Annotated in this window: 15 protein-coding genes; 3 read left to right on the top strand and 12 right to left on the bottom strand. The window is 71.5% G+C overall.

Annotated elements, in window-relative coordinates:
• Window positions 1-334: 334 nt before the first annotated feature.
• The 9 genes from trpA to V5E28_RS23415 form a co-directional block, all read right to left on the bottom strand.
• The gene (trpA, locus tag V5E28_RS23455; protein ID WP_336209178.1) at window positions 335-1,135 is read right to left on the bottom strand and encodes a tryptophan synthase subunit alpha; all 801 of its coding nucleotides are present in this window, start codon (window positions 1,133-1,135) and stop codon (window positions 335-337) included.
• 119 nt (window positions 1,136-1,254) lie between these two features.
• Window positions 1,255-2,460, bottom strand: a complete 1,206-nt coding sequence (gene trpB / locus V5E28_RS23450) for a tryptophan synthase subunit beta (protein ID WP_336209213.1) — start codon at window positions 2,458-2,460, stop codon at window positions 1,255-1,257.
• Window positions 2,461-2,498: 38 nt separating this feature from the next.
• The gene (gene trpC, locus V5E28_RS23445) at window positions 2,499-3,338 is read right to left on the bottom strand and encodes an indole-3-glycerol phosphate synthase TrpC (protein WP_336209177.1); all 840 of its coding nucleotides are present in this window, start codon (window positions 3,336-3,338) and stop codon (window positions 2,499-2,501) included.
• 121 nt (window positions 3,339-3,459) lie between these two features.
• Entirely contained in the window at window positions 3,460-3,891 is a 432-nt protein-coding gene (locus tag V5E28_RS23440; RefSeq protein WP_336209176.1) for a DUF2752 domain-containing protein, read from the bottom strand.
• A 5-nt stretch (window positions 3,892-3,896) separates the two neighbouring features.
• On the bottom strand, window positions 3,897-4,448 hold the full coding sequence (locus V5E28_RS23435; RefSeq protein ID WP_336209175.1) for a CD225/dispanin family protein: 552 nt from the start codon (window positions 4,446-4,448) through the stop codon (window positions 3,897-3,899).
• Between the two features lie 152 nt (window positions 4,449-4,600).
• Window positions 4,601-5,266: a DUF4190 domain-containing protein gene (locus tag V5E28_RS23430; protein ID WP_336209174.1), complete on the bottom strand. Its 666-nt coding sequence runs from the start codon at window positions 5,264-5,266 to the stop codon at window positions 4,601-4,603.
• Window positions 5,267-5,373: 107 nt separating this feature from the next.
• A complete protein-coding gene (locus V5E28_RS23425; RefSeq protein WP_336209173.1) occupies window positions 5,374-5,994 on the bottom strand; it encodes a Trp biosynthesis-associated membrane protein in 621 nt (206 codons plus the stop codon).
• The gene (gene hisI, locus V5E28_RS23420) at window positions 5,995-6,369 is read right to left on the bottom strand and encodes a phosphoribosyl-AMP cyclohydrolase (RefSeq protein WP_336209172.1); all 375 of its coding nucleotides are present in this window, start codon (window positions 6,367-6,369) and stop codon (window positions 5,995-5,997) included.
• Window positions 6,370-6,417: 48 nt separating this feature from the next.
• On the bottom strand, window positions 6,418-6,753 hold the full coding sequence (locus V5E28_RS23415) for an STAS domain-containing protein (RefSeq protein WP_336209171.1): 336 nt from the start codon (window positions 6,751-6,753) through the stop codon (window positions 6,418-6,420).
• Window positions 6,754-6,904: 151 nt separating this feature from the next.
• On the opposite strand from V5E28_RS23415, the gene V5E28_RS23410 reads away from it, so the two are divergent.
• Window positions 6,905-7,741 carry an MEDS domain-containing protein gene (locus V5E28_RS23410; RefSeq protein WP_336209170.1) on the top strand — a complete coding sequence of 279 codons (837 nt, stop codon included), beginning with the start codon at window positions 6,905-6,907 and terminating at the stop codon, window positions 7,739-7,741.
• Window positions 7,742-7,745: 4 nt separating this feature from the next.
• Window positions 7,746-8,120 carry an ATP-binding protein gene (locus V5E28_RS23405; RefSeq protein ID WP_336209169.1) on the top strand — a complete coding sequence of 125 codons (375 nt, stop codon included), beginning with the start codon at window positions 7,746-7,748 and terminating at the stop codon, window positions 8,118-8,120.
• Between the two features lie 48 nt (window positions 8,121-8,168).
• Here V5E28_RS23405 and V5E28_RS23400 read toward each other — a convergent pair whose 3' ends face one another.
• Together V5E28_RS23400 and V5E28_RS23395 are read right to left on the bottom strand one after the other, a co-directional pair.
• On the bottom strand, window positions 8,169-9,968 hold the full coding sequence (locus V5E28_RS23400; RefSeq protein ID WP_336209168.1) for an ABC transporter ATP-binding protein: 1,800 nt from the start codon (window positions 9,966-9,968) through the stop codon (window positions 8,169-8,171).
• Entirely contained in the window at window positions 9,965-11,761 is a 1,797-nt protein-coding gene (locus V5E28_RS23395; protein ID WP_336209212.1) for an ABC transporter ATP-binding protein, read from the bottom strand. Before V5E28_RS23395 ends, V5E28_RS23400 begins: the two co-directional genes overlap by 4 nt.
• Window positions 11,762-11,876: 115 nt before the next feature.
• On the opposite strand from V5E28_RS23395, the gene V5E28_RS23390 reads away from it, so the two are divergent.
• On the top strand, window positions 11,877-12,518 hold the full coding sequence (locus tag V5E28_RS23390; RefSeq protein WP_336209167.1) for a TIGR03085 family metal-binding protein: 642 nt from the start codon (window positions 11,877-11,879) through the stop codon (window positions 12,516-12,518).
• Here V5E28_RS23390 and V5E28_RS23385 read toward each other — a convergent pair.
• Window positions 12,515-13,141: a MerR family transcriptional regulator gene (locus V5E28_RS23385; RefSeq protein WP_336209211.1), complete on the bottom strand. Its 627-nt coding sequence runs from the start codon at window positions 13,139-13,141 to the stop codon at window positions 12,515-12,517. The genes V5E28_RS23390 and V5E28_RS23385 overlap by 4 nt on opposite strands.
• Window positions 13,142-13,357: the final 216 nt, after the last annotated feature.

Here is a 13,357-nt window from a genome sequence, read left to right as displayed (position 1 = left end):
CCCGACGGGACGGGCCCCCGGTGCCCGACGAGAACGCCATGGTGCCGACCTGACGTTCAGGGCGGCCCCGGCGTCTCAGACTCCAGATCCCTCTGCAGCTCGAGTCCAGGCGTCTGACGTGGTCGAGGCCGACACCATCGTCGCCCATCTCCGGCCCTGCCCGCACGGAGTCCGTACAAGTCAACCTGACAGAGACAAGAAGAGCGCCGCGGCTTCGCGGCGCTCTTGTACGGGGTGCCCAGCGTGTCGGCACCCGGCAGAATGCTCACGCACGGGAATGCGGACGGCCGTCCAGCGCACGACCCAAAGACTTGGCAAACCCTCGTACGGCGCGTCAGGCGCGGGAGCGGACGCCCTGGGCCATGTCACGGGCCAGCGCGGCGATGGAGGCGTTGCCCGCGGCCTCGTCGGGGGCGTCCAGGATCCGGCGGATGAACGCCGAGCCCACGATGACCCCGTCGGCGTAGGCGGCCACGTGCGCCGCCTGGGCGCCCGTGCCGACTCCGAGACCGACGCAGACCGGCAGGTCGGTGTGCGCGCGGGTGCGCTTGACCAGGTCTTCGGCCGCCACGTTCACGGTCTCGCGCGCGCCCGTGACGCCCATCAGCGAGGCGGCGTAGACGAAGCCGGTGCAGCACTCCACGACGGCCTTGATGCGCTCCTCGGTCGAGCTGGGCGCCACCAGGAAGACGGTGTCGATACCCGCCTCCGCGGAGGCCGCGCGCCACGGCTCGGACTCCTCCGGGGTGAGGTCGGGGGTGATCGTGCCGACGCCCCCGGCGCTGGCCAGGTCGCGGGCGAACCGCTCGGCGCCGTAGCGGTCGATCGGGTTCCAGTAGGTCATGACGAGCGTGGCCGCGCCGGTGGCGGCGACCCCTTCGACGGTGCGCATGACGTCGGCGATGCGGGTGCCGTTGAGCAGCGATCGGTGTACCGCGTCCTGGATGGTCGGCCCGTCCATGAGCGGGTCGGAGTAGGGCAGGCCGATCTCGATGACGTCGCACCCGGCCTCGACCAGGGCGGCCGCCGCGGCGATGGCGCCGTCCTTGGACGGGAAGCCCGCGGGCAGATAGCCGACGAGCGCGGCCCGGTTGTCCGCCTTCGCCTTGGCGAACACCGTTTGAAGAGTCGTCATTGGTCGTCCGTTCTCACGTCGTCGAGCGCCGCCTCCCGGACGCGGGGCCCTCCCCCCGCCGCGGGTGCGGAGGAGAAAGGGCCGGCGTGCTCGCGGGGCGGGCGACCCGGCCAGGGTCGTCAGAGATTGAAATACTTCATGGCCGTGCCCATGTCCTTGTCGCCACGCCCGGAGAGGTTGACCAGGAGGGTCGCCTCGGGGCCCAGCTCGCGGCCCAGCTCCAGCGCGCCCGCGAGGGCGTGGGACGACTCGATGGCGGGGATGATGCCCTCGGTCCTGGCCAGCAGCGAGAAGGCGGCCATGGCCTGGTCGTCGGTGACGCCGTGGTAGGTGGCGCGGCCGGTGTCCTTGAGCCAGGCGTGCTCGGGGCCGACACCGGGATAGTCGAGGCCCGCCGAGATCGAGTGCGACTCGATGGTCTGGCCCTCCTCGTCCTGCAGCACGTAGGTGCGCGAGCCGTGCAGCACGCCGACCGAGCCCGAGGTGAGGGTCAGCGCGTGCTCGCCGCTCTCCAGCCCGCGACCCGCCGCCTCGTAGCCGTGGAGTTGCACGCCCTCGTCGCCGAGGAAGGCGTGGAAGATGCCGATCGCGTTGCTGCCGCCGCCGACCGCCGCGCAGACCGCGGTGGGCAGGGCGCCGGTCAGCTCCAGCATCTGGCGGCGGGCCTCGACGCCGATGATGCGGGCGAAGTCGCGCACGATCTCCGGGAACGGGTGGGGGCCCGCGACGGTGCCGAAGAGGTAGTGGGTGGTGTCGACGTTGGTGACCCAGTCGCGGAACGCCTCGTTGATGGCGTCCTTCAGCGTCTGGGAGCCGTTGGTCACCGGCACGACCTTGGCACCGAGCAGCTTCATCCTGGCCACGTTGAGCGCCTGGCGCTCGCAGTCGACGGCGCCCATGTAGATGACGCACTCCAGACCGAGCAGCGCCGCGGCGGTGGCGGTGGCCACGCCGTGCTGGCCCGCGCCGGTCTCGGCGATCACGCGCTTCTTGCCGAGCCGCTTGGTCAGCAGCGCCTGGCCCAGCACGTTGTTGATCTTGTGGGCGCCGGTGTGGGTGAGGTCCTCGCGCTTGAGCACGATCCGCGCGCCGCCGGCCTGCTCGGCGAAGCGCGGCACCTCGGTCAGCGTGGTGGGCCTGCCCGCGTAGGTGCGCAGCAGGTGGTCGAACTCGCGCAGGAACTGCACGTCGTTCTTCGCCTTGGCGTAGACCGAGGCGACCTCGTCGAGCGCCGGGATGAGCGCCTCGGGGACGTAGCGACCCCCGAAGATGCCGAACTTGCCGCGCGCGTCCGGGTCGTCGCCGTGGACGCCGTTGCCCGCCAGGTCGGCGGCTGTGAGGATGGAGCCTTCGTGTGCCACTGCTATCCCTCTGCTCCGTGGTCGGGGCGGGTCGCCGGATGAGCGCCGGCGGTCACCAGGGCCTCCACGGCCTTGCGCGGGTCCTTGCCTGTGACCAGGCTCTCCCCCACCAGGACGGCGTCGGCGCCTGACCTGGCGTAGGCGAGCAGGTCGTGCGGACCCCGCACGCCCGATTCGGCGATCTTGATCACATTATCCGGGATCTTGGGCGCCAGCTTGGCGAAGACGTCGCGATCGACCTGAAGTGTCTTCAGATTGCGGGCGTTGATCCCGATGACGCGGGCGCCGGCGGCGACCGCACGGTCGAGCTCCTCGTCGGTGTGCACCTCGACGAGCGGGGTGAGCCCGATGGACTCGGCCCGCTCGATCAGCGACACCAGCGCCTCCTGCTCCAGGCAGACGACCATCAGCAGAGCGAGGTCGGCGCCGTGGGCCCGGGCCTCCCAGAGCTGGTAGGAGGTGAGGATGAAGTCCTTGCGCAGGATCGGGATGTCGACGCGGGCGCGCACGGCGGCCAGGTCTTCCAGGCTGCCGCCGAACTTGCGCCGCTCGGTGAGGACGCTGATGACGTGCGCGCCACCCGCCTCGTAGTCGGCGGCGAGCGCCGCGGGATCGGCGATGGCGGCGAGCGCGCCCTTGGACGGGCTGGAGCGCTTCACCTCGGCGATCACCGAGACCCTGTCACCACCGAGCGCGGCGAGCGCGTCTCTGGGCGCGGGAGCCCGGTCGGCCTGCTGCTTGAGGTCGTCAAGCGACACGTCCTGCTGACGTGTGGCGAGGTCGGCGCGCACCCCGTCAAGGATGTCGTCGAGGACACTCGGTCCTTCGGTCCGCTCACTCACGCGCTTGGGGTCCCTCCGGTCGACAGTGGGGGTGGAGGCGAGGAGTTCGCGGCGCGTCCGCTCCTAGCCTTGTCTTGCGATGGTATCGGCCCGACGGGGGCTTCTGGTCACAGGGGCTCGGCTAGGGAGCCAGGAAAGCGCCGAAGGGCGTGTTGCGCACCACCCAGTAGACGATCACCAGCGCGAGGAAGGCCCACAGGTAGGCGGGATGCGCCAGCGTCGTGCGCCGCGGCCTGCCCTGCCAGGCGCGGATCAGCCAGCGGCCCCACCAGAAGAGCAGGAACGGCACCATGGCCAGCGCGAGCGGGTTCAGGCCGATCGCGGCCACCGGGTCCAGGTGGGCCAGCGCGTGGATGGTGCGCAGGGTCCCGCAGCCGGGGCAGAACAGGCCGGTGGCCCACAGGAACGGGCAGGTGGGGTAGTTGCCCGGCTGGTTGGGGTCGATCGCGCCGACCACCGCGAAGACGGCGCCCGCCGCCGCGGCGACGCCGAGCGGCGCGAGCATCGACCTGAACCGGTCGGTGCCGCGCCGTTCGAGGTTAGCGTCGGGCATGGTCATCAGTACGTCGTGGGAACCGTCGAGAAGAGAACGGCGACGAGAACGAAGTAGCCGACCACGAGGAGCACCTCGGCGATGATGCCGATGATCAGAGCGCGCTTCCACCAGGTCTTGGCCTCTTCGGAGGCTTCCACCGCGCCCTGGTAGTCGCCGGCCTGCCACTTCTGGTTGACCTGCGACGACTTGACGATCGACACGATACCAAGGGGCAGGCAGCAGAAAATGGTCGTGAGGATGGCCGCGACCAGGTGGTTGTCCGGGGGCTGCTGGCCGTACCCGCCGGGAGGCTGGGCTCCGTAGCCGCCGGAGGGCGGGCCGTAGCCGGGAGGCTGCTGCCCGTAGCCGCCCCCGCCGGGCGGCTGGCCGTAGCCACCACCGCTGGGAGGCTGCTGGCCATAGCCGCCGCCGGACGGCGGCTGCTGGCCGTAACCTCCGCCACCGCTGGGCGGCTGCTGGCCGTAACCCCCACCGCCGCTCGGCGGCTGCTGACCGTAGCCACCGCCGGACGGCTGGGCCCCGTAGCCGCCTTCGCCCTGATTTCCGTAACTCATCCGTAAGACTCCTATGTCGTCATGTTTGAGGCGGCAGCCTAGCGACAAACCATTGACGACATGCAATAACGTTCACCTTGCGAACTACTTGTAACGTGCCTGCATGTCTGCGTAACGGCACGTTACTCCAGTTGAGCGCATGCGGCCCGTTGTCAGTAGCTGGTGCTGTAGGCGGCCCCGCTGAGCCCGATGAGGGTGAGCCAGAAGCCGCCGAAGATGATCCAGAGGACGAGCCACAGCACGATGGTGATGTACGAGGTGACCAGGCCGGCCATCGCCATGCCCTGCCCCTCCTCGCCGGTGCGCTTGATGCGGGACTGCGCCATGTGGCCCACGATCGCGCCGGGAATGCTCGTCAGGCCGCAGAACAGCAGCCCCACGATGCCGAGCACCAGGGAGGTCACGGCCAGCCCGTTGGTCGACCTGGGGGGACCGTACTGCGCGTAGGGCTGCTGACCGTACGGTTGCTGACCGTACGGCTGCTGCCCGTACGGCTGCTGCCCGTAGCCGCCGCTCGGCGGCTGCTGCCCGTAGCTGTAGGGGCCGCCGCTCGGCGGCTGCTGACCGTACCCGCCACTGCTGGGCGGCTGCTGACCGTAACCCCCGTAACCGCCGCCTGATGACGGCTGCTGGCCGTAGCCTCCGGGCTGCTGCTGGCCGTACCCGCCGCCACCGCTGGGCGGCTGCTGGCCATAGCCGCCACCGCTCTGCGGTTGCTGACCGTAACCCCCACCGCCGCTCGACGGCTGCTGGCCGTATCCGCCGCCAGGCGGCTGGGCTCCGTAGCCGCCGTTCTCGCCCTGGTCCCCGTAGCTCATGCGCTTGGCTCCTCATTGTTCGTTACTCGCAGCGGCAAGCTTATTGATCGAACGTTTGCAGAACCGGCACGAGTGCAGACCGTGGGAATTTCGTAATACGCGCCAACCTAGCGCGATTCGGTGGGGTCGTCTCCTCGGTCGAGCGCATCCCACAGGGCCCGATCGTCGGCCGCCTCCGGCCGCGCCTGGCCGGGGGTCCGCTCATACCGATCCGACATGCCCGCCCACCTGCCGCCCCGCACGACCACGGCCACGCCGCCCGCGAGCATGAGCGCCGCGCCGAGCCCGGCCACCACCGGCCAGAGCACGACGGAGTCCCAGGTCAGGACGGCGGTCCCGAGCACGTTGTGCTCGCGCAGCCAGGTCCGCACACCGGCCTGGCCGGTCGCGCTCCACGTGCCGAGCGCCGCGGCCAGCCCGCACAGCGCCAGCAGGGCCCCGATGACGCGACGACCGGCGCCCCCGGTCGCCAGCACCGCCACCACCCCGGCCAGGCCGGCCAGCGCGAGCGGCGTCAGCACGGGGCTGAGGTCGCCTCCCGTCGGGGGGATCACCTCGGCCAGGCCGGTGGACGCGCCCGCCTCGCGGACGTTCGCGGCCCAGGCGCGGCCCGCGGCGAGCAGCACGAGCAGGCAGCCTGCCGCGGTTACGGCCAGCCAGGTCCACAGCTCGCGCCGCCGTGCGGTGCCAACCGCCGCGCCAACCGCCGTGCCACCCTCCGGGTCCATCTAGTGCTCCGCGCGCCCGGCCGTGACGCCGCCCTGGACCGCCGCCAGCGGGTCGGCGTCGAAGCAGGTGCGGTCGCCCGTGTGACAGGCGGCGCCCACCTGGTCCACCTTGAGCAGCACGGTGTCGCCGTCGCAGTCGAGCGCGACGGCCTTGACGTGCTGCACGTTTCCTGAGGTGTCGCCCTTCACCCAGTATTCGCCGCGGCTTCGCGACCAGTAGGTGGCCCGGCCCGTGGTGAGGGTGCGATGCAGCGCCTCGTCGTCCATCCAGGCGAGCATGAGCACCTCGCCGGTGTCATGCTGCTGGACGATGGCGGGCACCAGCCCGTCGCCGTTGCGCTTGAGCCGCGCGGCGATCCTGGGGTCTAGGGACATGCCGTCATTCAACCAGGCCGGCCGAGCGGTCCGGCAGCGGCGGTGCCGCTAGGCGAGCGCCTGGGACAGCGTGTCGTAGATCGGGAACAGCGGCGCGAGGTTGGTCCTGCGCAGCCTCCGCAGCACCTGCCCGTCGGGCGCGACGAGCGCCATGGTGCCGTCGCGGTCGCGCAGGCTGGCCAACTGCCGCACCAGCACGCCCAGCCCGGTCGTGTCGATGAAGGTGAGCCTGCTCAGGTCGACGACGAGACGCGGTCCGTGCGTCTCCACCGCCTCGTCCAGGCATTCGCGCACCTTGGACACATTGTCCGCGTCGACCTCCCCGGCGAGGCTGACCACCACCAGCTCGCCATGCCGCCGACGCGTCATCTGCAGCACATCCACGCCATGCTCCTCACGCCCCTGCCAAAAGGCGGGCCAGGAACGAAGCTACACCTTTCACCGATCTGTCACCGTGCGTTTTACACAGAACGCGTAACGTGATAATGCTCCGAAGGGTAGCTTCTCGGCAACGGATGGTAAGGAGGGCGCCATCGTGCCACCTGCCGCGGGCTCCGCCCTGGACCCCGACCTCGGCGATCATGTCTGCCTGCCGATCGACGGCGAGCGGGAGCGGATGGCGGCGACCAGGCTGTTCACTCTGAACGGCCTGCGCAGGCGCGCCAAGGTGCTGATCATCACGCACACCGACTCCCCCGAGCGGACCCGCGAATGGCTGGCGCCGCTGGTGCCGGGGTTCGCCGGCGCCGAGTCGGCGGGCCAGGTCGAGATCCGCGACAGCGCCGGGACCCACATCACCGACGGCCGCCTGGATCCCGGCCGGGCGCTGAGCGGCCTGACCGCGGCGGGCGAGCAGGCGCGGGCGCAGGGCCGCCACGGGCTCTACGCGATGGTCGACGCCTCCTGGGGAGTGCACGACCCGCCGGGGCAGATCGCGTTCGAGGCTGCCACCAACGCGCTGTTCGGGCAGCGGTGGCTGGCCGCGGTCTGCCAGTACGACCGGGCGCTGTTCGCCAGGGAGGCCATCGACAGGGCCGCCGGCGTGCACCCGATCTCGCCCGAGCAGGCGGTGCTCCGCTACATCTCCACCCGCGGCCCCGCCGGCCTGCGCCTGTGGGGCGACGTCGACCTGACCAACCGGCAGGCCTTCGCCTCGGTCCTGTCGCCACTGCGGGCCGAGGCAGGCGAGGTGGTGATCGACGCCGCCGGGCTCGACTTCATCGACGCGGGCTCGGCCCAGCTCCTGGTGGCGCTGGCCACCGCCAGGCCGTCCGGCCGGACGGTGCTGGTGTGCGGCGAGCCGGTGGCCAGGCTGCTCCATCTGATCAAGGCGGACGACGTCATCACCGTCCGCCCGGTGGGCGATGTGTAGGCAGGTGCTCTGCGCGAGTTTCGCGCAGGGACGCATCACGGTGCTGCGCAGGACCGTCAGCGAGCGTGCCTCCAGCGAGGGGCTGACCGGCCGGCGCCTGGAGGACTTCGTGGTCGCGGTCAACGAGATCACCACCAACGCCGTCCTGCACGGCGGAGGCGGCGGGCGGCTGCGGATGTGGTGGCAGCAGGGCCGGCTGTGGTGCGAGGTCGCCGACGACGGCCCCGGCCTGCCGCGCGGCTGGAGCAGCGCCACCCCGCCGCCGTCCGGGTTCGAGGCGGGCGGCAGGGGGCTGTGGCTGACCCGCCTGCTGTGCGACCATCTCACGATCGTGTCGGGCCCCGGCGGCACCCGCGTGAGCTTCGCCGCCGCGAGGTGAGCGCGCACACCGGGGTGTACGGAGTCCGCGCTCACCACGCGTGAGCCGTCAGGAGTGGGCGGCCGACACCCAGGAGGCGTGCATGTCGGCGTACACGCCCGGCTCGGCGACCAGATCGGCGTGCGGCCCCCGCTGGACGAGGCGGCCCGCGTCGAACACCAGCACTTCGTCGGCGTTCTCGGCCGTGGACAGCCGGTGGGCGATGGAGACGGCGGTTCGGCCCCGCGTGACGCCCTCCAGGGCGCGGGCCAGGCGAACCTCCGTCGCCGGGTCGACCGCCGAGGTGGCCTCGTCCAGCAGCAGCAGGTCGGGGTCGGCCAGGTAGGCGCGGGCCAGTGCGACGAGCTGCCGCTCACCCGCCGAAAGCGACTCCCCGCGCTGGCCGACCGGGGTGTCGAGGCCCGCGGGCAGGCCTTCGAGCCAGTCGGCCAGGCCCAGCTCGGTCAGCCCGAGCAGGATCTCCTCGCGGGTGGCCGCCGGCTTGCCGTATCGGATGTTCGCCTCCAGCGTGCCGTCGAACAGGAAGCCGTCCTGGGGCACCATCACGATGCGCTCGCGCAACGAGGAGAAGCGGATGGCGCGCAGGTCGTGGCCGTCGACGGTGACCCGCCCGCCGGCCGGGTCCATGAGCCGGGTGAGCAGCTTGGCGAAGGTGGTCTTGCCCGACCCGGTCTCGCCCACGACCGCGATGCGCGAGCGCGGCGGGATCTCCACCGACACCTCGCTCAGCACGGGCGGGCCGCCGGGGTAGGAGAAGTGCACCTCTTCGAACGCCACCGAGATGGGGCCGCGAGGCAGCTCCACGCCTTCGTCGCCGGGGTCGGCCACGTCGGCCGGGGTGTCGATCACGCCGAGGACGCGCCGCCATCCGGCGACCGCGTTCTGGGCCTCGTTCAGCACCTCGGTGGCGGTCTGCAGCGGCGCGACGAACAGCGTGATGAGGAACAGGAACGCGATCAGCCGCCCGGCCGTGATGTCGCCGGACAGCCCCAGCCTGACGCCGAGCAGGACGATCCCGGCGATGGCCACGGCGGCCACGATCTCGGTCAGCGGGAAGACGAACCCGATGATGGTCTGCGCCTTGATCTGGGCGGCCCTGTTGGCGTTCACGGCCTTGTCGATGCGCTCGGCGGTGCGCCGCTCGGTGGCGTACGCCCTGATGACGGCGGCGCCCACGACCGACTCGCTGACGGCGGCGAGCATGTCGCCGGTGCGTTCGCGGACCGTGGTGAAGGCCCGCGAGAGCCAGCGCTGAAAGCGCGGCAGGGTGATCATGAGCGGGATGAAGCAGACCCAGACGAGCAGTGTGAGCTGCCAGGAGTAGACGAGCATCAGCACGCTGGCCACGATGAGCTGGCCGAACGACACGATGATCATCAGCCCGCCCCACTGCATGAACGTGCTGATCTGGTCGATGTCGTTGGTGACCCGGGAGACGAGGGCGCCGCGGCGCTCGGTGTTCTGGGTCAGCACCGACAGGTCGTGCACGTGCCGGAAGCCGCGCACCCGGAGCGTGGCCAGAGAGGACTCGGTGGCCTTGTACAGGCGCACGTTCATGAGGTAGCCGGCGAGCGCGGTCAGGACCACCGCCGCGGCGCACAGCGCCACCGCGCGGGTGACGTACGGCAGGTCGGGGGTGCCGTTGCTGATCCCGGTGTCGATCGTCTGCTGCACCGCGATCGGCACGATGATCTTGCCGATGGTGGCGACGACCGCCAGCGCGAGCGTGACCATCAGGCCCTTGCGGAACTCGGGCGTCAGCGACAGGCCCCGGCGGACGGTGGCCCAGGCCGAGCCGCCGGCGCCGGCGCCGATGCCCTGCTGCTCCGGTGCGGTCTCCACGCTCATGCGCCGACCTCTTCCTCTTCCAGTCCGAGAGCGGCTTCGGCGGCGAGCGCGGCGCGCTCGGCCTCCTCACGTTCGTAGGCCGTCACCAGGTTGCGGTAGCCGGGGCAGCGCTCCAGCAGTTCCTTGTGGGTGCCGCGATCGCTCACCCGCCCCCTGTCCAGGAAGACGACCTCGTCGGCGAGCGCGATCGTGGCCAGCCGGTAGGCGACGACCACCACGGTCGACGCCTCCGCCCGGTCTCGAAGGCCGTACAGGATCTTGGCCTCGACCTGCGGGTCCACGCTGGAGGTGGCGTCGTCGAGTATCAGCAGCCGGGGGCGGCGGGCGATCGCGCGGGCCAGCGCGAGGCGCTGGCGCTGGCCGCCCGACAGCGAGGTGCCGCGCTCCCCCACGCGGGTGTCCAGCGCGGAGCCGAGCCGGCTCACGAAGCCGTCGGCCTGCGCCACCCGGAGCGCGGCCCACACCTGCTCGTCGTGCATGGGCAGGTCGAGGGCGACGTTGCCGCGCACGGTGTCGTCGAACAGGAACGTCTGCTGCGGCACCAGCGACACGGCCGCGGCGAGCTTGCCGTAGCCGAGCTCGCGCAGGTCCACGCCGTCGAGCAGCACCCGGCCGGAGTCGGGATCGACGAGCCGGACCAGGAGCTGGACAAGGGTGGACTTGCCGGAGCCGGTGGGGCCGACGAGGGCGACGGTGCGGCCGGCCGGCAGGTCGAAGGTGACGTCGTGCAGCACCTCGGTCTCGCCGTAGGAGTAGGAAACGCCCGAGACCGCCAGCGCGGCGGGCTCGTCGCCGGACGGAGCCTCCTCGCCGTAGACCATGGAGCCCTCGGCATCCAGCACGGCCTGAACCCGGCTCCAGCCGACGACGCTGCGCGGCAGCTCGGCCAGCACCCAGCCGAGCGCTCGAATCGGGAACGACAGCAGCGTGAACAGGTAGGCGACCTGCACGAGCTGGCCGGAGTCGATGGCGCCGGTGGACAGGCGCAGCGCCCCGACGGCCAGGACGGCGAGCACGCCGAGCGTGGGCAGCGCCTCCAGCATCGGGTCGAACAGGCCGCGCACCCGGCCGACGGCGATGTTGGCGTCGCGCAGCTCGTGCGCGCGCCGCCGGAAGCGCTCGGTCTCCAGGTCCTCGCGGCCGAGCGTCTTGACGACGAGCGCGCCGTCGAAGCTCTCGTGGGCGATCTCGCTGACCTCTGCGCGCAGCTGCTGCGCTCGGGTGGCGAGAGGGCTGAGCCTGCGCTGGTAGACCAGGTTGAGCACGGCGATCGCCGGGAAGATGAGGAAGCCCACCAGGGCGAGCATCGGGTCGGTGAGCAGCATGGCGATCGCCGCGGTGAAGAGCATGACGATCACGCCCACGGCCATCGGCAGCGGCGCGAGCGGCGCCCAGGCCGCCTCGGCGTCGGCGCTGGCGTTCGACAGCAGCTGCCCGGTCGGGTGCCGCTGGTGCCAGGCCAGCGGGAGCCGCAGGTACTGCTTGGTGACGTCGCGGCGGGAGCGGGCCTGCATGCGGAACTGCAGGACTCCGGCCAGGATCCGCCGGCCCGCCACGCCGATGGACTTGAGCAGCGCGGCGCCGACGATCAGTAACACGCCGGTCCAGAGCGCGCCCGCCGCGGTCTCACCCTTGCTGAACGCCGGCAGGATGACGTTCTCGGTCGCCCAGCCGAGCGCCCACGCGGAGGCCACGGTCATGCCTCCGTAGACCGCGCTGGCCAGGACGGCCAGCGCGAACACCGCCTTCTCCGTGCGAACGGCCACTCCAAGGACACCGAGCCCCTGACGCATGACGGCCGAGGTGACCTTATTCGCCACTCGCTGATCTTCCTTCCAGAGCCCGACATTTCACATAGTGCCTATCACGTCTGATCATTGGCTTATTCCCACAGGTAGGCTTTGGGACGTGACTCACGCTCGTGGCGAACGCGCCGCACTGTGCGACCTGTTCGACCGGCTCGGTCCCGGCGCCCCGACCCTGTGCGAGGGCTGGGACACCGCCGACCTGGCCGCCCACCTGGTGCTTCGCGAGCGCAGGCCGGACGCGATGCCGGGCATCGCGCTGCGTCCGCTGGCCGGCCACACCGCCTCGGTGCAGCGGCGCCTGAAGGCCAAGCACCCCTTCCCCGAGCTGGTCGGGCTGGTCCGCAAGCCCGGCGGCGTCTACGGCCTGCTGCCGGCCCTCGACGCGGCCGTCAACACGCTGGAGTTCTTCGTCCACCACGAGGACGTGCGGCGCGCTCAGCCCTCCTGGGAGCCGCGCGAGCTGCCCGCCGACTTCGAGCGGCTCATCTGGAAGCGCGTGTCCTCCATGGCCAAGGTGATGCTGCGCCGGGCGCCGGTCGGCGTGGTGCTGCACCATCCCGGCGCCGGCGGATCGCGGGCCGTGGTGCTCGGCGGCGCCAAGGAGGGCCCCAAGGTCGAGGTGATCGGCGGCGCGGGCGAGCTGCTGCTGTTCTGCTTCGGCCGTCAGACGCACGCAAAGGTGGAGTTCGCGGGCGACCCCGACGCGATCGCCCGCCTGAAGAACGCCAGGCTCGGCGTCTAGCCCGTCGCCTCGTAGGTCTTCTCCGACGTGTGGGCCTGTGCCAGACGGCGCATGGCCGCCATCAGCGTGTCGCCGAGCAGCGTGCCGACCACCACGATCTCGACGGCCCGTTCCCGGTCCGTCGCGTCGCCCAGCACGCGCAGGTCCACCTCCGCGGCCGCCTCGGCGGCGGCGGCGTAGTCGTCCAGCGCCTCGATGACGTCGTCCAGTCCCAGCTCCAGGAGACTGGCGACCACGCCGACCATGATCCGGCCGGCCGGGTGGCCCGCGAGGTCATCCCATCCCTTCCTGGCCAGCAGGCCGGCGACCAGGTCCCCGGCCTGCAGCACGTGCTCGCCGGGGCGCGCGTCGTGGTGCGCCGTGACCGTCTGCTGGGCCGCGCCCAGCAGCTCGCCCCTGGCGACGCCGGGGTCCTCCATGTGCCGGATCAGCTCGCGGATGGTGGCGATGCCGAGCCCGCCGTAGTCGGCGAGCGCTCGCACCAGTCTCAGTCGCCTGACGTGCTCCGGACCGTATTCGGCCTGGTTGCGGCTCAGCGGCCGGCCTGGGGGCAGCAGTCCCTCGCGCAGGTAGTACTTGATCGTCGGGACCGGCACCCCTGCGTCGGCGCTCAGGTCGGCCATGCGCACGTTCGGAACTCCCTCTGGTGGCCATCGGCAGGTATCAGTAAGCAGAACTATCCACTATCCGATCACCGCTCGTCGCGAGGCCCCCGGCCGACCGCCGAATCTCCGTCCCAGAAGGCACTCCCGGCGCGTTTCCACGCCGTACCATGGCCTAGGAAACAAGCCCCCCGGTTAGGATCATGAACATCTTCATAGAAGATGCCAGTGATCGCC

The sequence above is a fragment of the Nonomuraea sp. LPB2021202275-12-8 genome (assembly GCF_037044575.1).
In the GTDB taxonomy this organism is placed as follows: Bacteria; Actinomycetota; Actinomycetes; order Streptosporangiales; family Streptosporangiaceae; genus Nonomuraea.
The sequence above is the reverse complement of the archived record's forward strand: the minus strand, read 5'-3'. Positions and strand labels throughout refer to the sequence as shown.

Coding starts and splice junctions, on each gene's coding strand:
- trpA (WP_336209178.1), bottom strand. CDS start 1,135: ATGACGACTCTTCAAACGGTGTTCGCCAAGGCGAAGGCGGACAACCGG.
- V5E28_RS23440 (WP_336209176.1), bottom strand. CDS start 3,891: ATGCCCGACGCTAACCTCGAACGGCGCGGCACCGACCGGTTCAGGTCG.
- V5E28_RS23435 (WP_336209175.1), bottom strand. CDS start 4,448: ATGAGTTACGGAAATCAGGGCGAAGGCGGCTACGGGGCCCAGCCGTCC.
- V5E28_RS23430 (WP_336209174.1), bottom strand. CDS start 5,266: ATGAGCTACGGGGACCAGGGCGAGAACGGCGGCTACGGAGCCCAGCCG.
- V5E28_RS23425 (WP_336209173.1), bottom strand. CDS start 5,994: ATGGACCCGGAGGGTGGCACGGCGGTTGGCGCGGCGGTTGGCACCGCA.
- hisI (WP_336209172.1), bottom strand. CDS start 6,369: ATGTCCCTAGACCCCAGGATCGCCGCGCGGCTCAAGCGCAACGGCGAC.
- V5E28_RS23400 (WP_336209168.1), bottom strand. CDS start 9,968: ATGAGCGTGGAGACCGCACCGGAGCAGCAGGGCATCGGCGCCGGCGCC.
- V5E28_RS23395 (WP_336209212.1), bottom strand. CDS start 11,761: ATGCGTCAGGGGCTCGGTGTCCTTGGAGTGGCCGTTCGCACGGAGAAG.
- V5E28_RS23385 (WP_336209211.1), bottom strand. CDS start 13,141: ATGGCCGACCTGAGCGCCGACGCAGGGGTGCCGGTCCCGACGATCAAG.